A 25,050-nucleotide genomic window follows, 5' to 3' on the forward strand; every position below is an offset into this window, starting at 1 on the left:
ATATAAGTTAAATATTACGTTTAGTCAGCCACTCTTCTAATATAGAATTGAATTCCTCAGGTGTTTCCATCATAGCGGCATGACCACATTTATCAATCCAATATAAATCAGAATCAGGTAACAATCTGTGGAAATCTTCAGCTACTTCCGGTGGAGTTACTGTATCTTGCTTACCCCAAATTAAACAAGTAGGTTGATGCATGTTAGGTAAATCATTAGCCATATTATGTCTAACCGCACTTTTTGCTATAGCAAGAGTTCTTATTAAAGAATTTCTGTCGTTAATAACATCATAAACTTGGTCAACTAACTCTTCTGTAGCAATTTCAGGATCGTAAAAAACATCACGAGTTTTATTTCTAACAAACTCTTTGTCTCCTCTTCTAGGGTAATTATTTCCCATTGAGTTTTCATAAAGTCCGGAACTACCTGTTAAAACTAAAGCAGAAATATCTTTAGGGTACTGTTTTATGTAATATAAAGCTATGTGACCTCCCAAAGAGTTTCCAAGAAGAATCGAATCTTCTAAACCTTTATATTCAATAAACTCATGTAAAAACCTAGCTAAGTTTTTAACATTAGTTTTTAATAAAGGGAGGGTGTATAATGGAAGCTCGGGTATGAATACTTTATATCCTTTTTTTGAAAAATAATTAAAAGTTGCGTCAAAATTACTCAAAGCCCCCATGAGTCCGTGTAAAACAATAATCGGTTTCCCTTCACCTGCTTCTGCGTATGTAAATTTGCCTTCTTTCTTTAAAAATTCAGTCATAAAAAGTTTGATTTGACTTAACGACAAATGTAGTTTTTTTTTACCACTTTTTCATTTTTATTGACTCATAACTGTTTTTGATTGGTAATGAATTGGTATTTAGATATTTAATTGTAATGGTAAAACTTATTAACAAAGTGGTAGAAAGTGGTAAAAGGTGGTGTTTTTTTTGTATTTTTGATGCAAACTATCAATTTATTACGTGATAAGCTTAATTGGGACATATGAGTGTAAGATGGATGCTAAGGGGCGGTTGATGATGCCAACAGCCTTTAAAAAGCAGCTTTCTACTGTGTTGCAAGATGGTTTTGTTGTGAAACGATCTGTTTTTCAGTCTTGTTTGGAAGTGTATCCTATGCAGGAGTGGAATTTGGTGATGGCGAAAATAAATAAATTGAATCGTTTTGTTAAAAAGAATAATGATTTTATACGAAGGTTTACGGCGGGTGTAAAAATAGTTGAAGTTGATGCAACAGGAAGAATGTTGATTCCTAAAGATTTGTGTCAGTTTGCAGAATTGAGTAAAGATATTGTATTGTCTTCTGCTGTGAGTATAATTGAAATTTGGGATAAAGAAAAGTACGAAAAAGTAATTGATGATTCTGTTGTTGATTTTGCTGATTTAGCAGAAGAAGTGATGGGTAATATTGAGTTAGATGAATTATCATAGTCCGGTATTATTAAAAGAGAGTGTTGATGCTCTGGATATAAAAGAAGATGGGGTGTATGTTGATGTAACCTTTGGAGGAGGTGGGCATTCCAGAGAAATTTTGAGTCGATTAGGAGAGAAAGGAAGGTTGTTTGCTTTTGATCAGGATCCGGACGCTCAACAAAATAAAATTGAGGATAGCCGTTTTGTGTTGATAGGAGAGAATTTTAGGTTTATTACTCGCTTTTTGAGGTTTTATGGAATAAAGAAAGTTGATGGTGTGTTGGCTGATTTAGGGGTCTCTTCTCATCAGTTTGATGCTGCAGAAAGAGGGTTTTCAACGCGTTTTGATGCAGACTTAGATATGAGGATGGATCAGAAATCACAGTTGTCAGCTAAAAAAATCATCAATAAATATGAAGAAAAAGAATTGGCTGATATTTTGTTTTTGTATGGTGAGTTAAGAAATGCAAGAGCATTAGCTAAAGCCATTGTGGAGGCAAGGAGTGATAAAGAAATTAAGACAAGCTTTCAGTTGAAAGAAGTGTTACAGAAGTTTCTTCCGAAAGCAAAAGAACATAAGATTTTAGCTCAAATATTTCAAGCAATACGAATTGAAGTAAATCAAGAGTTGGAGGTTTTAAAAGAGTTTTTAGAGCAAATGCCTCAGCTTTTAAATACTGATGGGAGATTAAGTATTATATCGTACCATTCTTTAGAAGATAGATTGGTTAAAAGATTTATCAGAACAGGAATGTTTAGCGGAGAGCCGGAGAAGGATATGTATGGAAATACAGATGAGCCGCTTAAAAAGGTAGGGAAGTTAGTGGTGCCAACCTCTAAGGAAATAAAAGAGAATAACAGGGCTAGAAGCGCAAAATTAAGGGTGGCAACACTAAAATAAATATATGTCAAAAGTTAGAAATAGTATTTATGATGTTTTAAGAGGAGGTTTCTTAACAGATGAAAGCTCCTTGAAAAATTGGAGAATGCTAATTTTTGTAGTGTTGCTTCTACTGGTTATGATTTCGAGTGCTCATAGTGCTGATGCTAAAGTTGTAAAAATAGCAGAGCTAAATAAGGAGAAAAGACGATTGAGAGCAGAGTATATTGATACAAGTACAATTTTAATGCGGATGAAACTGGAAAGCAGCATTAGAGCTAAAGTAAAAAATGAAGGATTGAATCCTGCAGAAAAACCCCCGAAAAAAATAAAAGTAACAATAAAACAAGATTAAAAAATGGTAATTAAAAAAAGCATATTAAATAAACTCTATGTAGTTGTGATTTTAATGACGCTTTTTTTTGTGGTTATTATTTTCAGAATCTTTAAACTTCAATATATAGAAGGAGATAAGTATCGAAAATTATCTCAAGAAAAAACCGTTAAAAACGACACTATTTTTGCTAACAGAGGGAATGTGTATGCTTCTGATGGTAATTTATTGGCTACTTCAATGTCAAAATTTACCATTAGAATGGATGTAATGGCGGTAAAATCAAGTGTTTTTGAAAGAAATATACGAGCGCTTTCTGAATCCTTATCAGGATTGTTAGGGGGAAGTACAGAATCGTATCAGAAAAAATTACGGGAAGCCAGAAAAAGGAATAATCGCTACTTGTTAATTGCTAGAAATGTTGGGTATAATGATTATGCAGCTATGAAAACCTTTCCTATTTTCGAGTTAGGGGTTTATAGAGGTGGTTTCATTGCAGAACAACAAACCGTTAGGGTGCATCCTATCGGAAAAATAGCCGAAAGAACTATTGGGTATGATGATTATAGGGGAGGAGCAGGAATAGAAGGTGCATTTGCTGAATATATGCAAGGGGAAAATGGATGGAGGTTAAAACAAAAGATAGCTAAAGGTCAGTGGAAGCCTATTAATGATGTTAATGAGAAAGAACCTATTGATGGTCATGATATTATTACAACAATTGATGTTAATATTCAGGATGTTACCCATCATGCTTTGTTGAAACAAATGCAAAATTTTGAAGCAGAACATGGTTGTGCTGTTGTGATGGAAGTGGAAACCGGAAAAATAAAAGCAATTTCAAATCTGGGAAGAACTTCAAACGGAAAGTATTATGAGAAAAGAAATTATGCAGTTTGGGAAAGTCATGAGCCGGGATCTACTTTTAAATTAGCAAGTTTAATGGCTGCTTTAGAAGATAAAGTAGCAGATACATCAACGGTGGTTGATTGTGAAAAAGGGCGAATATTTATTAACGATAGAAAAGTTGAAGATAGTAGAGCAGGCGGGTATGGAAAAATTTCATTAGCAAGAGTTTTTGAAGTTTCTTCTAATGTTGGAATTGTAAAAACGATTAAAAAGCATTATGATAAAACTCCTGAAAAATTTGTAAAACGAATCAAGGCTTTTGGGTTAGATCAGCAAACTGGAGTAAAAATTAAAGGAGAAGGAAAGCCATATATACCAAACCCGTCAGAAAAAAGTTGGAGTCCAATATCGTTAGAGTGGATGGCGTGGGGTTATGGAGTTTCCCTAACACCTTTACAAACATTAGCTTTTTATAATGCTGTAGCAAATAATGGTAAGTTGGTAAAGCCGTATTTTGTAAAAGAGTTAAGAGTAGGTAATAAAGTAGATAAAAGTTTTGGAACGGTAGTTTTAAAAGAAAAAATTGCTTCACAAATTACACTGAATAAAGTAAGAAAAGTAATGGAAGATGTAGTGATAAAAGGAACTGCAAAAAACATTTACTCGTCTAACTTTTCTATGGCTGGTAAAACAGGAACGGCTAAAAAATGGATTCCAAGGCATAAAGATGCTAATGGTAAAATTATAGGAGGGCATTATTCAAGTACAAAGTATGTAGCTTCTTTTGCAGGATTTTTCCCGGCAGATGAGCCAAAATATTCATGTATAGTAGTGGTTCATGAACCTAAAAAAGAAAAAGGCTATTACGGAGCTCAGGTAGCGGCACCTATATTTAAAGAAATAGCTCAAAAAATATATACAACTACACCTATAAATAATCAATCGGTAACAGATACAATTTCATATGCAAGTATAGATAAAGAATATGATGAGTATTATACAAAATTGAAGAAATATAAAACAATTATGCCTAAGGTTTTAGGTATGAGTGGTATGGATGCTATTTCTCTGTTGGAAAATATGGGGTTAAAAGTAAGATTTACTGGCATGGGTAAAGTTGTAGAGCAATCTGTTGAAAGCGGAATAAAAGTATCTAAGGGGGCAACTATTTATTTAAGGTTATCATAATTGAAGAATTTAAAAGACATATTATATAAAGTTTCAGTAAACGCTGTTTTTGGAAGTACAGACGTTTGGGTGGATGATATTGAGTTTGATAGCCGTAAGGTAAAAGAAAACAAGCTGTTTGTAGCTCAAAAAGGAGTAACAGTTGATGGACATAAGTTTATTGACAAAGCAATAACGTTAGGCGCTAAGGTAATTGTGTGTGAAAATACACCTGAATATAAGCAGGAAGATGTAACGTATGTTGAGGTAGAAAATTCAAGCTCAGCATTAGCAATTATTTCAGCAAATTTTTATGATAACCCGTCAACTAAATTAAAGTTGATAGGGGTTACCGGAACTAATGGAAAAACTACGGTAGCTACACTTTTATATCAGTTGTTTAAAAAAGCCGGATTTAAATCTGGATTACTCTCAACGGTGAAAATATTAGTTGGAGAAAAAGAATATAAAGCCACACATACAACACCCGATTCTGTAATGATTAATAAGTATTTACATGAGATGGTTGAAGAAGGGGTAGCGTATTGTTTTATGGAGGTAAGTTCTCATGGAATTCATCAAAAAAGAACAGAAGGTTTAGCTTTTGTAGGTGGAGTGTTTACCAACTTATCACATGACCATTTAGACTACCATGAAACATTTGCAGAATATAGAGATGTAAAAAAATCATTTTTTGATTCGTTGCCCAAATCGGCATTTGCTTTAACCAATATTGATGATAAGAATGGGCTGGTTATGTTACAAAACACCAAGGCAGAAAAGCAAAGTTATGCCTTAAAAACCATAGCAGATTTTAAAGCAAAAGTTTTAGAGAAAAGTTTTTCAGGGAGCTTATTATCAATTAACGGAGTGGAGGTTTGGACCAAGTTAATAGGAGAGTTTAATGTATATAACTTATTAGCTATTTACGGAGTGGCAAGTTTATTAGGGTTAGAAAAAATAGAAATTTTAAGACTGTTAAGTGAGTTGGAAAGTGTTAGTGGTAGATTTCAATATACCATCTCTGAAGATCACGTTACGGCTATTGTCGATTATGCTCACACTCCGGATGCACTGAAAAATGTATTACAAACTATTAACGATATCCGAACAGGAAATGAGCAGGTAATAACTGTAGTAGGTTGCGGAGGTGATAGAGATAAAACAAAGCGACCTAAAATGGCGCATATAGCATCACAGCTAAGTACGCAAACTATTTTTACTTCAGATAATCCTAGAACCGAAGATCCACAACGTATTCTTGAAGATATGGAAGAAGGAGTAGCTGCTGAAAATTATAAAAAAACACTATCAATTTTAGATAGAAGACAAGCTATTAAAACAGCCTGTAAACTGTCTAAAACAGGAGATATTATTCTGGTAGCCGGAAAAGGACATGAAAACTATCAGGAAATCAATGGAGAACGATTTCATTTTGATGATTTAGAAGAAGTGAAAAATTGTTTTGAGCAACTAAAAAAACTATAGGGAATGCTGTATTATATTTTTGAATATTTAGAAAAAGAATTCAACTTGACAGGAGCAAGTGTATTTCAGTTTATAACTTTCAGAGCAGCTGCAGCATTTATAACATCGTTGCTGATTTCTATGATTTTCGGAAAAAAAATCATCAATTTTTTAAGAAGACAACAAGTAGGTGAAACGGTTCGTGATTTAGGGTTAGAAGGTCAAGTGCAAAAAGCTGGTACACCTACCATGGGGGGTATTATAATTATTCTTAGTACACTAATTCCTGTTTTATTACTAGCAAAGCTGGAAAATATATACATAGTGATTTTATTAATCACTACCCTATGGATGGGAGTTATAGGTTTTACTGATGATTATATAAAGGTGTTTAAGAAAGACAAGCAAGGCTTAAAAGGAAAATTTAAAGTTTTAGGTCAAGTAGGCTTGGGAATAATTGTAGGAACAATGCTTTATTTTCATCCAGATGTAACCATTAAAGAGCAATTACCCGTTGCACAACAAATCGTTCAAAACGGAAAGAAAAAAGTGTTTGGAGAAGAACATAAATCAACCAAAACAACGGTGCCATTTTTAAAAAATAATGAATTAGAATATGCTAAAGCATTGAGTTTTTTAGGAGAGGGGTATGAAAAATATGGATGGATTGTATTCATTTTCGTTGTAGTATTTTTAGTTACCGGAGTTTCTAATGGAGCTAATTTAACAGATGGAATTGATGGTTTAGCCGCTGGTTCATCAGCAATTATGGTTGTTGCGTTGGCAATTTTTGCATGGATATCCGGAAATATCATTTTTGCAGACTACTTAGATGTAATGTATATCCCAAAATCCGGAGAAATGACCGTGTTTATTTTTGCTTTTGCTGGAGCTTTAATAGGTTTTCTGTGGTATAATACATATCCAGCTCAGGTTTTTATGGGAGATACCGGAAGTTTAACCATAGGAGGCGTTATAGCTGTATTGGCTATTGCAATTAGAAAAGAACTGTTACTACCTGTGTTAGCAGGAATCTTTGTGGTAGAAAACTTATCGGTAATACTGCAAGTATCATATTTTAAATACACGAAAAAGAAGTACGGAGAAGGAAGACGTATTTTTAAAATGTCACCATTACACCATCATTATCAGAAATTAGGATATCATGAAAGTAAGATTGTTACTCGTTTCTGGATTGTTGGAATTTTATTGGCAGTATTTACTGTTGTAACACTAAAATTAAGGTAAATGAAACGGTTGGTAGTATTAGGTGCTGGTGAAAGTGGTGTAGGAACAGCCATTTTAGGAAAGCAAAAAGGCTATGAAGTTTTTGTGTCAGATAAAGGAAAAATAGCAGAAAAGTATAAAAAAGTTCTTTTACAAAATGAAATTCCATTTGAAGAAGAAATGCACACCGAATCTGAGATTTTTAAGGCAGATGTAGTAATGAAAAGTCCTGGTATTCCGGATAAAGTGGCGCTAATTCAAAAAATAAAAGAAAAAGGGATTCCGGTTATTTCTGAAATTGAATTTGCCTATGAATATACCAAGGCAACTCTTGTAGGTATAACAGGAGCAAACGGAAAAACCACCACCACATTAATTACACATCATTTGCTTAAAAGAGCAGGGTTTAATGTAGGACTGGCAGGAAATATAGGTGATAGTTTTGCAGAACAAGTTGCTAAAGAAAACTATGATGAATATGTGTTAGAGCTAAGCAGCTTTCAGTTAGATGGAATTAATGAGTTTGCCCCTCATATTGCTATTATAACGAATATCACACCAGATCATTTAGATCGATATGAATATGATTTTAATAAATACATAGCGTCAAAATTCAGAATAACAAAAAATCAAACAGAAAATGACTTTTTGATTTATGATGGAGATGATGAGGTTATAAATAAATGGTTACAAGAAAATAAAACAAAAGCGACACTTGTACCCTTTTCATTAGAAAGAGAATTGGAATTTGGAGCTTTTGTAAAAGATAATAAGATAATGATGAAATTAAATTCGGAAGAAGTGTTAATGAATATTGCAAACTTAAAATTACAAGGTAAGCATAATACTAAAAACGCAATGGCAGGAGCAATGGCAGCAAAGTTGCTAAAAGTAAGAAAAGAAGCTATAGCAGAGAGTTTATCTGACTTTGAGGGAGTAGAACATCGTTTAGAAAATGTGCTTAAAATAAACGGAGTACAGTATATCAATGATAGTAAGGCAACTAATGTAAATGCAGCATATTATGCATTAGAATGCATGGATAGTCCTACTGTATGGATTGTTGGGGGGATTGACAAAGGGAATGATTATGCTGATTTACTTCCTTTAGTGAGAGAAAAAGTAAAAGCAATTGTTTGTCTTGGATTAGATAATAGTAAAATCATTGAAACGTTTCAAAATGTTGTAGACATTTTGGTAGAAACGGCAGGAGCAGAAGAAGCTGTAAAAGTTGCGCATAAAATAGCAGAAAAAGGAGATGTAGTATTATTGTCACCGGCTTGTGCCAGCTTTGATTTATTCAGTAATTATGAAGATCGAGGAGAAAAGTTTAAAGAAGCTGTAAGAAATTTATAAGAAGTAAAGAATAAGAAAATAATTATGAAATCTGTTTTTCAACATATAAAAGGAGATAGAGCAATATGGGCAATAGTGGCTGTATTAGCTATATTTTCATTTATGCCGGTATACAGTGCCAGTACAAACCTAGTATATGTTGTAGGAAATGGGTCTACCTTTGGGCACTTGATTAAACACATCGTATTGTTATTATCAGGGTTTGCTATTATTTACGGAGTTCATAAAATACCGTACCGTTATTTTAGCGGAGGTTCAGTATTAATGTTACCTGTAATTGTATTGCTGTTAATTTTTACAATGGCTCAAGGTACAGTAATTGGTGGGGCTAATGCAAGTAGATGGATTCGCATTCCGTTTGTAGGAATAGGTTTCCAAACTTCTACTTTGGCAGGTTTAGTATTAATGGTCTATGTAGCTAGGTATTTAGCAAAGCATAAAGAAAAGCCAATACAATTTAAAGAAAGTTTATTACAAATGTGGTTGCCGGTCGGGGTTGTGTTAATGCTAGTGTTGCCGGCTAACTTTTCTACAACAGCCATATTTTTTACCATGATTTTACTATTGGCATATCTTGGTGGATATCCGTTGAAATACATAGGGTATATATTAAGTATAGGTTTATTTTCTTTGCTGTTCTTTATTTTGGTGGCAAAAGCTTTTCCGGATGCAATGCCTAACCGTATTCATACATGGCAAAACAGGTTAGAAAGTTTTTCTAAATCGGAAGGTGAAGAAAATTACCAAGTAGAAAAAGCAAAAATAGCCATAGCAACGGGAGGGCCTATAGGAAAAGGTCCCGGAAAAAGTGTGCAAAAGAATTTCCTGCCACAATCATCTTCCGATTTCATATATGCAATAATTATTGAAGAATATGGGTTGGTTGGAGCACTTTTAGTTGTGTTTATTTACTTCCTTTTACTGTTTAGAATATTAATAACAGCTAAAAAAGCAAATACCGTTTTTGCAACATTAATGGTAATAGGGGTGGGAATACCCATTGTATTTCAAGCGCTGATTAATATGGCGGTAGCAGTTAATATTTTACCGGTTACGGGACAAACACTTCCGTTAATTAGTAGTGGAGGAACTTCTATTTGGATGACCTGCTTTGCTTTGGGAATGATACTAAGTGTTAGTGCTTCTAAAAACGAAACGGAAGAAACTATTTTAGATGACAATCCTTTAGATATTTTACATGAAACTATTTAAAAAAGTAATAAAGGACTGAATTAATAATTGAGAAATATGAAACAATCAATTAATGTCATAATAAGCGGAGGAGGAACCGGAGGTCATATTTACCCGGCAATTGCGATTGCCAATGAATTAAAACTTCGATATCCGGAAGCTACTATTTTGTTTGTTGGTGCTAAAGATAAAATGGAAATGGAAAAAGTGCCGCAGGCCGGATATGATATTAAAGGATTGTGGATTTCAGGGATACAAAGAAAACTAACGTTAAAAAATTTAATATTCCCTTTTAAACTACTTAGTAGTTTATGGAAAGCACACTCAATTATAAACACATTTAAACCAGATGTGGCTATTGGAACCGGAGGATTTGCAAGCGGACCTACATTAATGGCAGCTACTAAAAAAGGAATACCTACCCTTATTCAGGAACAAAATTCATATCCGGGAATTACTAATAAAATGTTAGGTAAAAAAGCCAAAAAAATATGCGTGGCATATGATAATTTAGAACGTTTTTTTCCGTCAGATAAAATTATAAAAACAGGAAATCCGGTTAGACAAGATTTACTGTTTATTCATACAAAAACAGAAGAAGGAAAACAGTTTTTTAAGCTAACTCCGGCAAGAAAAACATTATTAGTTTTAGGAGGAAGTCTTGGGGCTAGAAGAATTAACCAATTAATTGAGTCGCAACTCGACTTTTTTGAATCTCAAAATATTCAACTTATTTGGCAATGTGGAAAACTATATGTTGAAGAGTATGAAAAATACAATAAAAGAGCTCATGTTCAGGTTCATCAATTTTTAAATAGAATGGATTTAGCCTATGCTGCTGCCGATTTTATCGTGTCAAGAGCAGGAGCCAGTTCTGTTTCAGAATTATGTATTGTAGGAAAACCAACTATTTTTATTCCGTCGCCCAATGTAGCTGAAGATCACCAAACTAAAAATGCAAAAGCCATTGTAGATAAACATGGCGCAATTTTGGTTAATGAAAATGAATTGGAGACTTTTCCTATAGTATTAGAAACCTTAATGAAAGATAAAGGAAAACAAGAAAGTTTAAGTGAGAATATAAAAGTATTAGCATTGCCTAATGCAACGAGTGACATAGTTAATGAAATAGAAAAAATTATTAAAAAGTAACGATAGGAACGAGTTAATGAATTTAAATAAAATACATAACGTTTATTTTATAGGAATTGGCGGAATAGGAATGAGTGCTATTGCCCGTTACTTTAAAGCGAATGGGAAAAAAGTAACAGGGTACGATAAAACAAGAACACCTATTACTGATTCATTATCAGCATTAGGTATTGAAATACATTATGACGATGCTGTGAAAAATATTCCTATTTCATTTCTTGATGCAAAAGAAACTATTGTGGTGTTTACACCGGCAGTTCCAAAAGATCACGAAGAACTTGCCTATTTTAAAAGCAACGGTTTTACAGTTGTGAAAAGATCTGAGATTTTAGGAGAAATTACCAAGAATACTTTTTGCTTGGGAGTTGCCGGAACACATGGTAAAACAACAACCTCTTCTATTCTTGGTCATATTATGCAACCTGAAGAGGCAACAGCATTTTTAGGAGGAATTGCTGAAAATTATAATTCTAATCTGATTTTAGGAAACGATAAAGTTTCTGTAGTGGAAGCAGATGAATTTGACAGATCATTTTTAAGATTATCGCCTAATATAGCCTGTATAACCTCAATGGATGCTGATCATTTGGATATTTACGGAGAAGCGGAAATGTTACAGCAATCATTTGTAGAATTTGCAAATAAAGTTACGGATACATTAATTATAGCTAAAGGGTTGCCGCTTGTAGGTCTTACATATGCTGTTGAAGCAGCAGCAGATTATAAAGCATACGATATTCGTATTCAAAATGGAGCATACTTATTTAATGTAAAAACACCTACCGGTAATATAAACGATATTGAGTTTAATCTTCCCGGAAGACATAATGTAATGAATGCGTTAGCAGCATTAGCTATGGCAGATGTTTACGGAGTTTCAACAGAAGTTATAAAAAAACAATTGCAATCTTTTAGAGGTGTGCAAAGAAGGTTTTCATATAAAATAAAAACAGACGCTATCGTATTGATAGATGATTATGCTCATCATCCTACAGAAATTAAAGCAGTTGAAAACTCGGTAAGAGAAATGTATCCTACTCAAAAAGTATTGGCAGTATTTCAACCTCATTTATTTAGTAGAACCAGAGATTTTGCTGACGGTTTCGCCGAGTCATTATCGAAGTTTGATGAAGTATTATTGTTAGATATATATCCGGCAAGAGAAAAACCAATACAAGGAATTACTTCCTCTTGGCTGTTAGATAAAATGAATATTGAAAACAAACAGTTAACCACAAAACAAAAAGTAATAGAGGACGTTCTAAAATCTGACGCAAAAATTGTGGTGTTAATAGGAGCCGGTGATATTGGTTTGTTAGTTGATGACATAAAAGTAAAATTAGAAGAAAAGTATAATGTATTAACGTGAAAAAAATAGCAGCTTACATATCGTTTATACTTCTCATAGCTTTTTTAAGCTTTTTATACGGGTTTACTTCAAATAGGAATAACCATAAAAAAGTGAAAAATACGGTGGTTGAATTTGAGGAAGGAGATAATAACTTTCTCACACACAGTATGGTTGATAAAATGTTAATACAAAATCAAAAATTTGTTGAAAACCAACCAAAAAGAGTAGTAGATTTACACTTTCTAGAAACAAACGTTTCGGCAAACCCTTATGTAGAAAAAGCAACTGTTTTTTTAACTATTGATGGGGTGTTGAAAACACTCATAAAACAACGCAGGCCAATAGCTAGGGTTGTTGATAAAGATTCGATTTATTATGTTGATAAGTACGGAGTTAAAATTCCTTTATCAGCAAATTTTTCGGCTAGAGTTCCGTTAGTTTCCGGGGTAGGGAATGCTGAAGAAATCAAAGAACTAATACAGTTAATACATATCATTTCAAGTGATGATTTTTTTAAAAAAGAAATCATTGCAATTGAAAAAAATGCTCAAAATGAATATATGTTTACTGTTAGAACCGGTGATTATCAAATAGCATTTGGGAAATTTGAAGAGGTAACAGTTAAATTTAAAAAGCTAAAAGCATTTTATAATAAAGCTCTTATAGATGGGTCTATAAAAGAATATAAAACAATCAATGTAAAGTATCACAACCAAGTTGTGTGCACAAAACATAATCAAGATGGAAAACAATAAAATATCAGTTGGGTTAGATATTGGTACAACCAAAATTGTTGCCATGATTGGTCGTAAAAACGAGTACGGAAAATTAGAAGTTTTAGGTATTGGTAAAGCGAAGAGTTTAGGTGTAAAACGAGGTGTGGTAAATAATATAACCCAAACAATACAATCTATTCAACAAGCTGTTGATGAGGCACAAAGTGTGTCAGGACACCAAATAAAAAATGTAGTTGTAGGAATTGCCGGACAACACATAAGAAGCCTTCATCATAGTGATTATATTACTCGTGAGAAATCAGATGAGGTTATAAATATTACAGATATTGAAAATTTAGTGGGGCAGGTACATAAACTGGTAATGTTACCGGGAGAAGAAATTATCCATGTATTGCCTCAAGAATATAAAGTAGATAGTCAGCCGGATATAAAAGAGCCTATAGGTATGTATGGAGGTAGACTTGAAGCTAATTTTCATGTAGTTGTTGGTCAAGTATCATCAATTAGAAATATAGGAAGATGTGTTAAAAGTGCAGGATTAAGTCTATCAGACATAACATTAGAACCTTTAGCATCAGCATCAGCTGTATTAAGTCAGGAAGAAAAAGAAGCCGGAGTTGCATTGATAGATATCGGAGGAGGAACAACAGATTTAGCCATTTTTAAAGATGGAATTATAAGACATACGGCAGTTATTCCTTTTGGAGGTAATGTAATTACAGAAGATATTAAAGAAGGTTGTTCTATTATAGAAAAACAAGCAGAGTTATTAAAAATAAAATTTGGTTCTGCATGGCCGGGAGAAAATAAAGAAACTGAAATAGTTTCTATACCCGGATTAAGAGGAAGAGAACCTAAAGAAATTACATTAAAAAATTTATCTAAGATTATTCATGCGCGTGTTCAGGAAATTATTGAACATGTGTATTTGGAAATAAAAAATTATGGACACGAAACTCAAAAAGGTAAACTAATTGCAGGTATTGTATTAACAGGAGGAGGATCACAATTAAAACACCTACGCCAGTTAGTAGAATACATTACCGGAATGGATGTTCGTATCGGTTATCCGAACGAACATTTGGCAGGAGACTCTGATGATGTTCTTTCAAGCCCGGCCTATGCAACAGCGGTAGGTTTGTTAATGGAAGGCTTAGAAAAACACCAAATTGAAGAAGATATCCTAAAAGAAGAAGTTCCGAAAGAAGAACCTGTTTTTGAGAGAAAAATTGAAATAGAAGAAGAGGAAGAAGAAAAACCCGTTGTGAAAAACGAAAAACCGAAACAAAAATCTAAATCATTCTTTGATAAGTTTACCGAACGATTTAAAGAATTTTTAGATAATGCAGAATAGAATCATAAAAGAATACAAACTCTTGTTAATCCCCTGTAAGAGTTTAAATAATAAAAACAATTAAAAAGAAAAGTTATTATGAGCGCAGAATTTGATAACATTTCATTCGACATGCCAAAAACACAGTCTAATGCCATTAAAGTTATTGGTGTTGGAGGGGGAGGTAGCAATGCCGTTAATCACATGTACAGTAAACAAATTCACGGAGTAGACTTCGTAATTTGTAATACCGATGCACAAGCATTGGAAAACAGTCCTATTCCTAATAAAGTTCAGCTTGGAGCACATTTAACATCAGGATTGGGAGCCGGAGCGAACCCAGAAGTAGGAGCTCAGGCAGCAGCCGAAAGTATTCAGGAAATCCAGCAAATGCTAAATACCCATACTAAAATGGTATTTATCACTGCCGGTATGGGAGGTGGAACCGGTACAGGTGCTGCACCAATTATAGCTAAAATTGCAAAAGATATGGACATTTTAACAGTAGGAATTGTTACTATGCCATTTCAGTTTGAAGGAAGAATGCGCTCAAAACAAGCTCAACAAGGAATTGATGAGTTACGTAGACATGTTGATTCGTTAATTGTTATTAACAACAATAAGTTACGAGAAGTATATGGTAATTTAGGGTTTAAAGCAGGTTTCTCTAAAGCAGATGAAGTATTAGCAACTGCTGCCAAAGGAATTGCAGAAGTAATAACCCATCACTATAAGCAAAATATCGATTTACATGATGCTAAAACAGTATTATCAAATAGTGGAACTGCTATCATGGGATCAGCTAGAGAATCCGGAGCAAATAGAGCAAAAAATGCCATTATAAAAGCATTAGATTCTCCTTTATTAAATGACAATAAAATTACAGGAGCTAAAAATGTATTGTTATTAATTGTTTCCGGAGCTAATGAAGTTACACTAGATGAAATCGGTGAAATCAACGATTATATTCAGGAAGAAGCCGGATATGATGCCAATATTATTATGGGTATTGGTGAAGATGAGGTTTTAGAAGACGGAATAGCGGTAACAGTAGTAGCTACTGGTTTTGCTGCGGACCAACAAGGAAATATAATTAATACGGAAGTAAAAAAAATTGTTCATACGTTAGAAGATGAGCAAAAAGCTACCTATACTTTTGACGAAAAAAAAGTAGAGAAAGCACCAACAATTAATGAGCCCTTAACAAATAAGGCAGAACCCAAAGTTGTTCATGTATTGGAAGAAGAAAAAGCTCCTAAGCAACCTGAGCTTAATTTAATTCCAACAACAGAAGCAATTAAAAATATTAATGTTGTTTATGATGAAATTGCTATAGAAACCATATCTGAAGATGATTTCATTATAACAAATGTAGTTTCAGAAACACAAGAAGAAGTAAAAGAGGTAAAACAAGAATATATACAACAAGACTTGTTATTTGATTTACCTTTAAATTCTTATGAAGAGATTAAGCCAAGTGCTCATTTGGTTGAAACTACGGAAACAATAAAAAATATAGAAGTAAAAGCTGAGGAAGTAAAACCAGTTGTTACTGAAGTAAAAAAACGTTATGTTTTAGATGATTTTAGTGCTGAACCAACCATTGGTAAAAGTTCAACTCCTTCTATAAAAAAAGAAGAAGATGAAGCATTAAACTTTGAAGTTAAAACAAGAAATGAAGGAGGAGCAGATGTTTCAAATGAAGAAGTATCTCCACTAAGCTTAACAATTTCTGAATTACAAAAAAGAGCACAGGAAAGACGTGAGAAAATGAAGGGGTTTAATTATAAGTTTGCTGATCAGGTAAGTAAAAATATTGATGAAATTGAACGTCAGCCGGCTTATAAAAGATTAGGTGTAGATATTGATGTAAACAGAGAAATAAGTAAAACAGATACTGCATTAAACACAGATAATAATGACTTATTACGATCTAATAATTCATTTTTACATGATAATGTAGATTAATTATAAAAAAATAAATAATTTTAATTCCCGATTCATTCGGGAATTTTTTACATCAAAAACAGTTACAATGAGTGTACAACAACAAGTTATGGATAAGATGAAAGAAGCTATGAAGTCGAAAGATGCTGTAGCTTTAACGGCTTTAAGAGCATTAAAGTCGGCATTTATGTTAGCCAAAACTGAAACCGGTGCAGGAGACTTATCGTTAGAAGATGAATTAAAAATTATTCAAAAACAAGTAAAACAAAGAAAAGATAGTGCTGTTGTTTATACAGAACAAGGAAGAGCTGATTTAGCAGAACCGGAATTAGCTGAAGCAGCAATAATAGAGCAGTTTTTACCTGAAGCATTGAGTGATGAAGAGATAGAAAAAGTAGTTGAGCAAGTAATTGCTGAAGTTGGAGCAGATGGAATGAAAGATATGGGAAAAGTTATGGGAATTGTATCTAAGCAATTGGCAGGACAAGCAGACGGAAAAACAATTTCAGCTATTGTAAAAGCTAAACTTTCATAAGGAAGCAATTACCGCTATATATTGACCTTGTAGTTCAACTGGATAGAACATCAGATTTCGGCTCTGACGGTGAGGGTTCGAGTCCTTCCGGGGTCGCTTTTATAATTTTAAAAACCTTGAATTTCAAGGTTTTTTGTTTTTATTATACTCTATAGGTTTAATAGCCTTCAAATTGTAATTTTTAAGAATAATAATTTAGTGAATTGCATTTTTTAAATAAAAAATAAATATTTGATTATTAAGTATTTATGTTTAATGCTTATATTTATTAGAACTAACTTTAACTTTTATTTAATTATGAAATTTACTTTTTTTAAAAAGCTGGCTATAGTTATGATAGTTGGCGCAGGTTATTTATTTACAGGATGTAGTAATGACACTTTTACAGAAGAAACAACAACTTCACAAACTAGTAAAACAGTTTTAAAAACAGTTGGAAAGAATAGTTCTTTTATAGAAGAACTACAACAACGAAAAAACCAATTTATTTATTTTAAAAATAAATTAGATGGTGGAGATACTAGTACTCAAGAATTTGAAACATTTGTAAAAAATGAAGCTACGCCTAAGTTTATTAATGAAACTGCTTTTAAATTAGTTAAAAAAGCAGTTTTAATGGCCATTGACCCAGATGTATATGCCTGTGGAGAAACACCTGAACTAGATGCTTATTTAAGTGCTTCAACAGCAGATTGGACATTTATAGATGTTTTATATTATTATTTTTTAAGTTATCATCCAACGTATGATGCTTACCTTTTAGCTGATCCAAATGATAGAGGAATTTTTGGCCCTAATGGAGAGTACACTAACGAATTGCAAAGAAACTTTAAGAGCTTAAAAAGATTTTGGGATATTAATAGTGGAAATATAGGAATGGTACCTATGACAGGAAGAGTATATAGAGATATTGAACGTCTAATTACAATTGAGCGTATACTATATCCATCCCAAACAGAAGAAGAAAATCGTTATTTTGCTGAGCTTGTAAATGAAATTTTTGGGCAAGATCAGTTTTGGAACCACACACATCCGTTACTTTCTTTCAATGCTGTAGCCATTTCTCTTGACGGAGAAATTGCCGGGTATTATGTTGGCGATAGAATAGCAATGGGTGATGGAATTATGATGGCTTATGAAGCTATTGGTTTGGGAGATACCGGGCCTTCGGCTATTTTAGCACATGAGTTTGGACATCACATTCAGTATGATAATGGATATTTTAATGAGGTAACTCCTGAAAATGAACCGGAGGAAACCAGAAGAACAGAACTAATGGCTGATGCTTTTTCAGCTTACTATTTAACGCATAAAAGAGGGGCAACAATGAACTGGTGGAAAGTTAATCAGTTTATGAATGTTTTTTACAATATAGGAGATTGTAGCTTTACCAGTCCCGGACATCACGGTACACATGCACAACGTATGGCCGCGGCACAATGGGGGTACAATGTTGCAAATAATCATCAAAAGAAAGGTAAAATTATGGGTGCGCATGAATTTTACTTGCTGTTTGAAGCCGAGTATGATGGTATTATTAATTGTACAGACTGTTTATAAACATTATAATAGTATAGAACTAAAAGTCGGGATATACATCCCGACTTTTAGTTCTATTAGTTTTTAATTTTAAAAACTTTTGCTAAAATATCATCCATCAAACACCATTTAGTAAATGATGATTGTAGTAAGTTAGCACCTACAAAAGCAGTAAACCATAACCAATTTATGTTTACTTTAATTGCCAGTAATACACTGATTAAAATAAAAGTTCCGGCTATTCCTTTAATAATTCTATCTCTCATACTTATATATATTTTTCAATAGGAACTACAACAGCTCGTATTGGGTTATTTGTTTCTAAATGGTTATTAAATACTTCAATTAAACTGAAAAGTTTTTCAATTTTATCTGTTTCTGTAAATGAAAAATACAGATGTGATTGTGTTGTGTTTGTTGAACTTGCAAACCAGTTTTCCGAAGAAATTACCGGAATAGCATTTCTAAACCCATCAATATCCGAAGCACTAAAATTGGTAATGTTTGCTTCTTTTAAAAGTTGTGCAACTTCTTGCTGAAGTCCTTCAACTACTGTTATGATTAGTAACTTCATTCTATTTATAATTTTTTCTTTCAATTAAATAATATACTAACGGAACCACCAATAAGGTTAATACAGTTGAAGCAATGGTACCTCCCATTAAAGAAATTGCTAATCCTTGAAAAATAGGGTCAAATAGAATTACAAATGCTCCAATAACTACGGTTCCGGCTGTTAGTAAAATAGGAGTGGTACGCACAGCTCCGGCCTCAATTACTGCTTGTTTTAACGGAATGCCTTCAGCCAAACGTAGGTTTACAAAGTCTATGAGTAATACAGAGTTCCTAACCATAATTCCCGCTAAAGCAATCATACCAATAAAAGAAGTAGCGGTAAAGAAAGCACCCATCATCCAGTGTCCTAAAACAATACCAACCATAGATAAAGGTATGGCAACCATCATTACAATAGGAGCTTTAAAGTTTTGAAACCAACCAACAATAAGCATATAAATAATAATAATTACTCCTAAAAAGGCTACCCCTAAATCTCTAAATACTTCTAAAGTAATTTGCCATTCACCATCCCATTTTACGGTATAATTATCTTCATAATCCGGTTGCTTAATATAAAGTTCATCCATTTGGTACCCTTGAGGTAATTGAATGTTGTTTAATTTATCGGTCATACCTAAAATAGCATACACAGGACTTTCTAAGTTTCCGGCCATATCTGCCATTACATATACTACTCGTTTTTGGTTTTTTCTATAAATACTCTTAGCACTTATTTTCTGATCAATATCGATTAAATCACCAATAGCAACCATGTTTCCGTGTTGTGAGGTAATTTGTAATTGTGAGATATCTTGAATAGTTGATTTTTCCTTTTCATCTAAAGCTAGCACAATACCTACTTGATGAGAGGCTTTTTCATCATACAAAGTAGTAACGGCTCTATTGGCCATAGCTGTATGTAAGGTATAGGCAATTTGTTGCGGAGCTACGCCATAAAGCATTGCCTTTTCTTTATTAATTACAAATTCATATTCTGTTTGATTATCTTCAACCATCCAATCAATATCAACTACATCATCTGTATTCTTTAAAATCTTTTGAACTTCGTTTGCAATCGCAATTTGTTGGTCATAGTCAGGACCGTATACTTCTGCAACGATGGTAGATAATACAGGAGGTCCCGGTGGAACTTCCACTAATTTTACATTGGCATTAAACTTAGCAGCGATGGCTTGAATTTCCGGTCTGAACAATTTTGCAATATCATGACTTTGCTCACTTCTATCATGTTTATCCGTTAAGTTAACCTGAATATCGGCCATATTACTACCTCCGCGCAAATCATAATGTCTTACCAATCCGTTAAAGGTAATAGGGGCTGAAGTACCCACATAACTTTGATAATTTACTACTTCCGGTCTGGAAGCTATGTATTGTGAAATTTCTTTGGCAACTACAGCTGTACGCTCTAAAGTAGTTCCTTCTGGCATATCAATAACTACTTGAAACTCGTTCTTATTATCAAAAGGAAGCATTTTTACGGCAACCGATTTTGTAAAGAACATAACCAATGACCCCATTAAAAGTACTACGGTGATACCTAAAAAGATAGTACGTTTACTTTTACTCTCAATTAACGGACGCTCAAACTTTTCATACAGTTTGTAAATAAGCGTGTTTTGCATCGCTTTGGTTTCATCTGCTTCAAAATGAGTTTCTTTACTGTATTTTTCTTTTTCTCGAAGAAAAATATAGCCCAAATAAGGAGTAATAGTTAAGGCTACAAAAAGAGACAAAAGCATGGCAATAGAAGCCCCAATAGGCATCGGACTCATATAAGGTCCCATTAAGCCGGAAACGAACGCCATAGGTAATACAGAAGCAATAACTGTAAAGGTAGCTAGTATGGTTGGGTTTCCTACTTCATTAATAGCGTACAAGGCAGCTTGTTTAAACGGTAACCGTTTCATTTTAAAATGCCTGTGCATATTTTCGGCAATAATAATGGAGTCATCTACTACAATACCGGTAACAAATACTAAGGCAAATAGGGTAATTCTGTTAAGTGTATAATCTAACATATAATAACTTAACAAGGTTAAAGCGAAGGTGATAGGTACTGATAAAAATACCACTAAACCACCACGCCATCCCATAGCTAACATAACTACTAAGGTAACCGCAACAATTGCCCCGATAAGATGCATTAATAGTTCAGAAACTTTTTGGGAAGCAGTTTCACCATAATTTCGAGTAACTTCTACATGAACATTATCCGGGATTAAAGTTTTACGCAAATGTTCTACTTTACTGATAATTACATCAGCTATTTGCATAGCATCGGCACCTTTACGCTTTGCTATTGAAATTGTAACTGCTGGATATTCAGACGGATGATTGGTTGCTTTTGTAGAAGCTTGTCCATACCCGAAGCTTACATAGTTTTTAGGTATTTCCGGACCGTCTAGAACCTGTGCTACTTGTTTTAAATAAACAGGTTGGTTTTGGTAAACACCTACCACCAAATTTTTCACATCTTCTGCCGATTCTAAAAATTTTCCGGTAGTTACCATAAATTCGGTATCATTAGCGTCATAACTACCGGCGCTCATTTGCTGATTGTTAGCGGTTATCATTTTTGATACCGTTAAAAAATCTAATTTACTGGCAGCCAGTTTTTCTTTATCTAAAACTACACGAACCTCTCTGTTTCTACCTCCTATTTTATGAGTAACCGCTACATCATTAACCTTTTCTATTTCATCAGTTAACTCTTGTGCAATTTGTTTTAGTTGAAAGTCGTCATAATTCTCACTCCATAATGTTAATCCTAACATAGGAACATCATCAATCGCACGGGTTTTTACCAAAGGCATGGTAACACCTTTAGGCATCTGATCCATATGCTTATTAATTTCATTATAAAGTTTTACAAAAGAGCGTTCAATATCTTCTCCTACATAAAATTGGACAATAACCATTCCTTGCTCTTTCATAGAAGTAGAGTACACATATTCCACTCCTTTGATGTTAGAAATTAACTTTTCAAGCGGTTTGATAACTCTTGATTCTACTTCTTTAGGGCTTGCTCCCGGGTAACCTACAAAAATGTCGGCCATCGGAACATCAATTTGTGGTTCTTCTTCTCTTGGAATTAAAAAAGAACTATACACACCAATGACCATAAATACGACCATTAGTAAAACGGTAAGCTTTGAGCCAATAAAACTCTTTGCTATTTTTCCTGCTAAACCTTCTTTCATCTTTTAATAGTATTAAGCACCAATCTTTTATTGAATGGTAATTTTTGCTCCGTTGTATAATTTACCTTCAGCTGAAACAATGTATTTTTCATTGGTTGTTAACCCTGATAATACTTCTATTTGATCACCAAAAGTTCTTCCTAATCGTAACCAACGTAATAGAGCGGTATTGCTTTGGCTTACGGTATAAATTCCTGATAATTGACCTTGATGAATTAAAGCATTTTTAGGAATTAAGATGGTATTTGTAGTTTCTTGTGTTTTTTCTACAGGAAATTGTACGGTAGCAAACATTCCTGAAAGTATTTTAGTGTCGGTAGCATCTAAATCAATTTTAACTAAATACTGTCCTCCCGTATTCTTAGCAGAAGTACTTACTTCGGTTACCGTACCAGTTACCATTTTGTCAATTGATTTAATAGTAACGTTTACTTTCGTCTGATTTTTAATTTTTGAAATATCACTTTCCGGTACCAAAGCGGTTACTTCCAGTTTCTTTGGGTTCTCTATGGCTAATAAAGGCGCTCCTGGATTAGCCATATTGCCTTTTTCTATGAACTTATTGATAATAGTACCAGCAAAAGGAGCTTTAATATTGGCATAGGCAAATTGCGCATTAATCTCATTTTTCATTTGCTTGGCGGCTTCTAAGCGAGCTTTTGCCATATTAAAACGAGCAGACATATCATCCATTTCTTTCTGAGAAGCACTATTTTGTGCTAATAGATTAGAGAAACGTTGGTAATCTTTTTCAGCATTTTGATAAGCTACGTTAGCTTCGGTAATATTGGCATTTACTTGGGCTCTTTTTGCTTGTAAGTCTGAATTATTAATGGTTAATAATAATTGTCCTTTTTGTACCTTATCGCCTACATTTACATATACATTAGTTACGTAGCCCATCATTCGTGTACTTAATTCTGCGCTATTACTAGCCTGTACTTTTCCGCTAGCGGAAATAAAAGGTTGCTCATTGTTAGCGGCAATTGTATTTACTTTTACGTTTACAGCCGGAGTATTATCTGCCAATGCTGTTTTGTCTTTCTTTCCACAACCGGTAAAAACTAGAGTTGTAATAAGGGTTATGATATATAGTGTTCTCATCTTGGTGTTATTTTTAGTTAACTGTCTTGGATGTTGCCCAAGAGGTGTTTAAAAGAAATTGTTAAAACATTTCGACAAAAGTGTCGGAGTACACAATCTTAGTTTAGTGCGTTAAAAAATCTAAATAAGTTTGAGTGGTATTATATTGAAAAATAGTTTGATAATATTCTAATTGTTTTTGAGCGTATTGAGTTTCAGCCATTAGTAAATCAGAGGTTTTTTCTAAACCTTCTTTAAATCGGTTGGTTCGTATTTTCAATGATTCTTCTGATTGCTCCAAAGCTAATTGTGTAAGTTTTAATTGCTCTTCTGCATCTTCTAAGGCACGTTGAGTTTGGTTAATTTCTAATTGATTTTTAGCCTTGTATTGAGAAAGCTCTAATTGAGATTTTTCATAACTGGCTTTGCTTTTTTGTAGTTTTCCAAAGCGTTTATATCCTTTAAAAAGATCCCAGCTTAATTGCGCACCAATAACGTATCCGTTAGCGTCTGCATTAAATAAAGTGTTGTCATACAATTCATAGCTACCAAAAGCATTTAATCTAGGTAAAAAACTCATTTTATCTGCTTTGTATAGTTGTTCATATGCATGAGTAGCCAGTTCCATTGCTTTTATATCTGATCGGTTTTCTGATAAAATAGCACTCTTACCCATTGGTAATTTATGTAACGTTAAACTGTCTTTAGGTTGATAAATGGTTTCGGTAGATTCATTCATTAAAAATGATAAATAGTTAGAAGCATTTAACACATTACTTTTAGCAGTTTGTAACTGTTTTTTAACTTCTGTAACTCGTACTTCTACAGAAAGTACATCAGCTCTTTGTAAAAAGCCTTGTTGATAGCTGTTTTCTGCCAGTTTTTTATTTTCATTGGCAGCTTTAACAGCCTGTTCCAGTACAGTTACACCTTTGTAAGCTAATTGCAATTGCATATAAGCTTTTTCAATTTCAAATGTTAAGTACTCTTTAGTTCGTTGTTGTTGAAAAGCAGTAGCTTCCATTTTCTGTTTGGCTGCTTTACGTTGAAAAATACCGTCAATATTAATTATAGGTTGTTGAATTTCAATTTTAGTAGCAAAGTTTTGGGTACGTTTTGGGTTGTTTAATAAATCCGGATTAAAATCTGCCGGAGTAAGTATTGCTTGATTAAGTTTACTACCAAAAGCCATTAACGGATTGGTGGTTGAAATTCCGGTATGAGAGGCAGTAATATTAGGCAAGAAAATACTGTTTGTTTGCCTAAAATCTGCTTGTGTTTGTTTTACATCTTGTTCTGATATTTTCAGAGAAAGATTATTGCTAGTCACTTTTTTTAACACCTCTTCTTTTGAAATAAGCTGTGTAGTTTGAGCATGCGCTACAAACAAAGTAAAAAACGATAGTATATTGAAAAAATGTGTTTTCATTGTTAATGTTTTATCGATAGCAAATGTAGTGGTGATATTGAGTGTAGTCAGTAACTGATGTTACAGAGGGAGAAGTGAAAAAATGTAACTATAGTTTGTTAATAAAATTAGTTAATTATAACTGGTCTTTTATATTTTTACGTACAATTTTATACAAAACTGCGTACAAACATGCAAATTTTGCAAAAATTATACAAAAAAGTAAGTCAGTGACTTACCAAAAGTAAGTCGTTGACTTACTCAGTTTTGTTTTTATGGTATTATATT

At 33.4% G+C, this 25,050-nt stretch carries 21 protein-coding genes and 1 tRNA gene; 16 read left to right on the forward strand and 6 right to left on the reverse strand.

What is annotated here, in order from left to right:
• Positions 1-7: 7 nt before the first annotated feature.
• Positions 8-772 (reverse strand): alpha/beta fold hydrolase, encoded by a 765-nt coding sequence (locus tag ACQY1Q_RS12865; RefSeq protein WP_431005728.1) that lies wholly within the window; start codon positions 770-772, stop codon positions 8-10.
• A gap of 202 nt (positions 773-974) precedes the next feature.
• Here ACQY1Q_RS12865 and mraZ point away from each other — a divergent pair, with 202 nt between their 5' ends.
• The 16 genes from mraZ to ACQY1Q_RS12945 all read left to right on the forward strand — a co-directional run bounded on the left by mraZ (position 975) and on the right by ACQY1Q_RS12945 (position 18,510).
• Positions 975-1,442, forward strand: coding sequence for a division/cell wall cluster transcriptional repressor MraZ (gene mraZ, locus ACQY1Q_RS12870; protein WP_431005729.1), 468 nt, complete (start codon positions 975-977; stop codon positions 1,440-1,442).
• The gene (gene rsmH, locus ACQY1Q_RS12875; protein ID WP_431005730.1) at positions 1,429-2,325 is read left to right on the forward strand and encodes a 16S rRNA (cytosine(1402)-N(4))-methyltransferase RsmH; all 897 of its coding nucleotides are present in this window, start codon (positions 1,429-1,431) and stop codon (positions 2,323-2,325) included. Before mraZ ends, rsmH begins: the two co-directional genes overlap by 14 nt.
• Positions 2,326-2,329: 4 nt before the next feature.
• Entirely contained in the window at positions 2,330-2,659 is a 330-nt protein-coding gene (locus ACQY1Q_RS12880) for an FtsL-like putative cell division protein (RefSeq protein ID WP_431005731.1), read from the forward strand.
• Between the two features lie 3 nt (positions 2,660-2,662).
• On the forward strand, positions 2,663-4,675 hold the full coding sequence (locus ACQY1Q_RS12885; RefSeq protein WP_431005732.1) for a penicillin-binding protein: 2,013 nt from the start codon (positions 2,663-2,665) through the stop codon (positions 4,673-4,675).
• Positions 4,676-6,142 carry a UDP-N-acetylmuramoyl-L-alanyl-D-glutamate--2,6-diaminopimelate ligase gene (locus tag ACQY1Q_RS12890; protein ID WP_431005733.1) on the forward strand — a complete coding sequence of 489 codons (1,467 nt, stop codon included), beginning with the start codon at positions 4,676-4,678 and terminating at the stop codon, positions 6,140-6,142.
• 3 nt (positions 6,143-6,145) lie between these two features.
• Positions 6,146-7,369, forward strand: coding sequence for a phospho-N-acetylmuramoyl-pentapeptide-transferase (gene mraY, locus ACQY1Q_RS12895; protein ID WP_431005734.1), 1,224 nt, complete (start codon positions 6,146-6,148; stop codon positions 7,367-7,369).
• Positions 7,370-8,704 carry a UDP-N-acetylmuramoyl-L-alanine--D-glutamate ligase gene (murD, locus tag ACQY1Q_RS12900; protein ID WP_431005735.1) on the forward strand — a complete coding sequence of 445 codons (1,335 nt, stop codon included), beginning with the start codon at positions 7,370-7,372 and terminating at the stop codon, positions 8,702-8,704.
• A gap of 24 nt (positions 8,705-8,728) precedes the next feature.
• On the forward strand, positions 8,729-9,916 hold the full coding sequence (locus ACQY1Q_RS12905; RefSeq protein ID WP_431005736.1) for an FtsW/RodA/SpoVE family cell cycle protein: 1,188 nt from the start codon (positions 8,729-8,731) through the stop codon (positions 9,914-9,916).
• A gap of 36 nt (positions 9,917-9,952) precedes the next feature.
• The gene (gene murG, locus ACQY1Q_RS12910; protein ID WP_431005737.1) at positions 9,953-11,047 is read left to right on the forward strand and encodes an undecaprenyldiphospho-muramoylpentapeptide beta-N-acetylglucosaminyltransferase; all 1,095 of its coding nucleotides are present in this window, start codon (positions 9,953-9,955) and stop codon (positions 11,045-11,047) included.
• A 16-nt stretch (positions 11,048-11,063) separates the two neighbouring features.
• Positions 11,064-12,416, forward strand: coding sequence for a UDP-N-acetylmuramate--L-alanine ligase (murC, locus tag ACQY1Q_RS12915; protein ID WP_431005738.1), 1,353 nt, complete (start codon positions 11,064-11,066; stop codon positions 12,414-12,416).
• The gene (locus ACQY1Q_RS12920) at positions 12,413-13,153 is read left to right on the forward strand and encodes a cell division protein FtsQ/DivIB (RefSeq protein ID WP_431005739.1); all 741 of its coding nucleotides are present in this window, start codon (positions 12,413-12,415) and stop codon (positions 13,151-13,153) included. The genes murC and ACQY1Q_RS12920 overlap by 4 nt, the downstream gene beginning before the upstream one ends.
• Entirely contained in the window at positions 13,140-14,489 is a 1,350-nt protein-coding gene (ftsA, locus tag ACQY1Q_RS12925) for a cell division protein FtsA (protein WP_431005740.1), read from the forward strand. The genes ACQY1Q_RS12920 and ftsA overlap by 14 nt, the downstream gene beginning before the upstream one ends.
• A gap of 78 nt (positions 14,490-14,567) precedes the next feature.
• On the forward strand, positions 14,568-16,436 hold the full coding sequence (gene ftsZ, locus ACQY1Q_RS12930) for a cell division protein FtsZ (protein ID WP_431005741.1): 1,869 nt from the start codon (positions 14,568-14,570) through the stop codon (positions 16,434-16,436).
• A 67-nt stretch (positions 16,437-16,503) separates the two neighbouring features.
• Positions 16,504-16,950 carry a GatB/YqeY domain-containing protein gene (locus ACQY1Q_RS12935; protein ID WP_431005742.1) on the forward strand — a complete coding sequence of 149 codons (447 nt, stop codon included), beginning with the start codon at positions 16,504-16,506 and terminating at the stop codon, positions 16,948-16,950.
• A gap of 23 nt (positions 16,951-16,973) precedes the next feature.
• Positions 16,974-17,046 (forward strand) — tRNA-Arg (locus tag ACQY1Q_RS12940).
• Positions 17,047-17,247: 201 nt separating this feature from the next.
• Positions 17,248-18,510, forward strand: a complete 1,263-nt coding sequence (locus tag ACQY1Q_RS12945; RefSeq protein ID WP_431005743.1) for a hypothetical protein — start codon at positions 17,248-17,250, stop codon at positions 18,508-18,510.
• 56 nt (positions 18,511-18,566) lie between these two features.
• Here the strand turns inward: ACQY1Q_RS12945 and ACQY1Q_RS12950 are convergent, their stop codons facing one another.
• From ACQY1Q_RS12950 to ACQY1Q_RS12970, 5 genes are all read right to left on the reverse strand, one after another.
• The gene (locus ACQY1Q_RS12950; RefSeq protein WP_431005744.1) at positions 18,567-18,755 is read right to left on the reverse strand and encodes a YgaP family membrane protein; all 189 of its coding nucleotides are present in this window, start codon (positions 18,753-18,755) and stop codon (positions 18,567-18,569) included.
• Between the two features lie 2 nt (positions 18,756-18,757).
• Positions 18,758-19,063: a hypothetical protein gene (locus tag ACQY1Q_RS12955; RefSeq protein WP_431005745.1), complete on the reverse strand. Its 306-nt coding sequence runs from the start codon at positions 19,061-19,063 to the stop codon at positions 18,758-18,760.
• Between the two features lies 1 nt (position 19,064).
• Positions 19,065-22,271 carry an efflux RND transporter permease subunit gene (locus ACQY1Q_RS12960; protein WP_431005746.1) on the reverse strand — a complete coding sequence of 1,069 codons (3,207 nt, stop codon included), beginning with the start codon at positions 22,269-22,271 and terminating at the stop codon, positions 19,065-19,067.
• A 27-nt stretch (positions 22,272-22,298) separates the two neighbouring features.
• Positions 22,299-23,375 (reverse strand): efflux RND transporter periplasmic adaptor subunit, encoded by a 1,077-nt coding sequence (locus tag ACQY1Q_RS12965; RefSeq protein WP_431005747.1) that lies wholly within the window; start codon positions 23,373-23,375, stop codon positions 22,299-22,301.
• A gap of 103 nt (positions 23,376-23,478) precedes the next feature.
• Positions 23,479-24,783 carry a TolC family protein gene (locus tag ACQY1Q_RS12970; protein ID WP_431005748.1) on the reverse strand — a complete coding sequence of 435 codons (1,305 nt, stop codon included), beginning with the start codon at positions 24,781-24,783 and terminating at the stop codon, positions 23,479-23,481.
• Between the last annotated feature and the right edge of the window lie 267 nt (positions 24,784-25,050).

The organism is Tenacibaculum sp. TC6 (assembly GCF_050606265.1).
In the GTDB taxonomy this organism is placed as follows: domain Bacteria; phylum Bacteroidota; class Bacteroidia; order Flavobacteriales; family Flavobacteriaceae; genus Polaribacter.

Coding starts and splice junctions, on each gene's coding strand:
- murC (WP_431005738.1), top strand. CDS start 11,064: ATGAATTTAAATAAAATACATAACGTTTATTTTATAGGAATTGGCGGA.
- mraY (WP_431005734.1), top strand. CDS start 6,146: ATGCTGTATTATATTTTTGAATATTTAGAAAAAGAATTCAACTTGACA.
- ACQY1Q_RS12880 (WP_431005731.1), top strand. CDS start 2,330: ATGTCAAAAGTTAGAAATAGTATTTATGATGTTTTAAGAGGAGGTTTC.
- ACQY1Q_RS12905 (WP_431005736.1), top strand. CDS start 8,729: ATGAAATCTGTTTTTCAACATATAAAAGGAGATAGAGCAATATGGGCA.
- ACQY1Q_RS12885 (WP_431005732.1), top strand. CDS start 2,663: ATGGTAATTAAAAAAAGCATATTAAATAAACTCTATGTAGTTGTGATT.
- ACQY1Q_RS12965 (WP_431005747.1), bottom strand. CDS start 23,375: ATGAGAACACTATATATCATAACCCTTATTACAACTCTAGTTTTTACC.
- ftsA (WP_431005740.1), top strand. CDS start 13,140: ATGGAAAACAATAAAATATCAGTTGGGTTAGATATTGGTACAACCAAA.
- ACQY1Q_RS12945 (WP_431005743.1), top strand. CDS start 17,248: ATGAAATTTACTTTTTTTAAAAAGCTGGCTATAGTTATGATAGTTGGC.
- rsmH (WP_431005730.1), top strand. CDS start 1,429: ATGAATTATCATAGTCCGGTATTATTAAAAGAGAGTGTTGATGCTCTG.
- ACQY1Q_RS12960 (WP_431005746.1), bottom strand. CDS start 22,271: ATGAAAGAAGGTTTAGCAGGAAAAATAGCAAAGAGTTTTATTGGCTCA.
- ftsZ (WP_431005741.1), top strand. CDS start 14,568: ATGAGCGCAGAATTTGATAACATTTCATTCGACATGCCAAAAACACAG.
- ACQY1Q_RS12950 (WP_431005744.1), bottom strand. CDS start 18,755: ATGAGAGATAGAATTATTAAAGGAATAGCCGGAACTTTTATTTTAATC.
- ACQY1Q_RS12970 (WP_431005748.1), bottom strand. CDS start 24,783: ATGAAAACACATTTTTTCAATATACTATCGTTTTTTACTTTGTTTGTA.
- murD (WP_431005735.1), top strand. CDS start 7,370: ATGAAACGGTTGGTAGTATTAGGTGCTGGTGAAAGTGGTGTAGGAACA.
- murG (WP_431005737.1), top strand. CDS start 9,953: ATGAAACAATCAATTAATGTCATAATAAGCGGAGGAGGAACCGGAGGT.
- ACQY1Q_RS12955 (WP_431005745.1), bottom strand. CDS start 19,063: ATGAAGTTACTAATCATAACAGTAGTTGAAGGACTTCAGCAAGAAGTT.
- ACQY1Q_RS12865 (WP_431005728.1), bottom strand. CDS start 772: ATGACTGAATTTTTAAAGAAAGAAGGCAAATTTACATACGCAGAAGCA.
- ACQY1Q_RS12935 (WP_431005742.1), top strand. CDS start 16,504: ATGAGTGTACAACAACAAGTTATGGATAAGATGAAAGAAGCTATGAAG.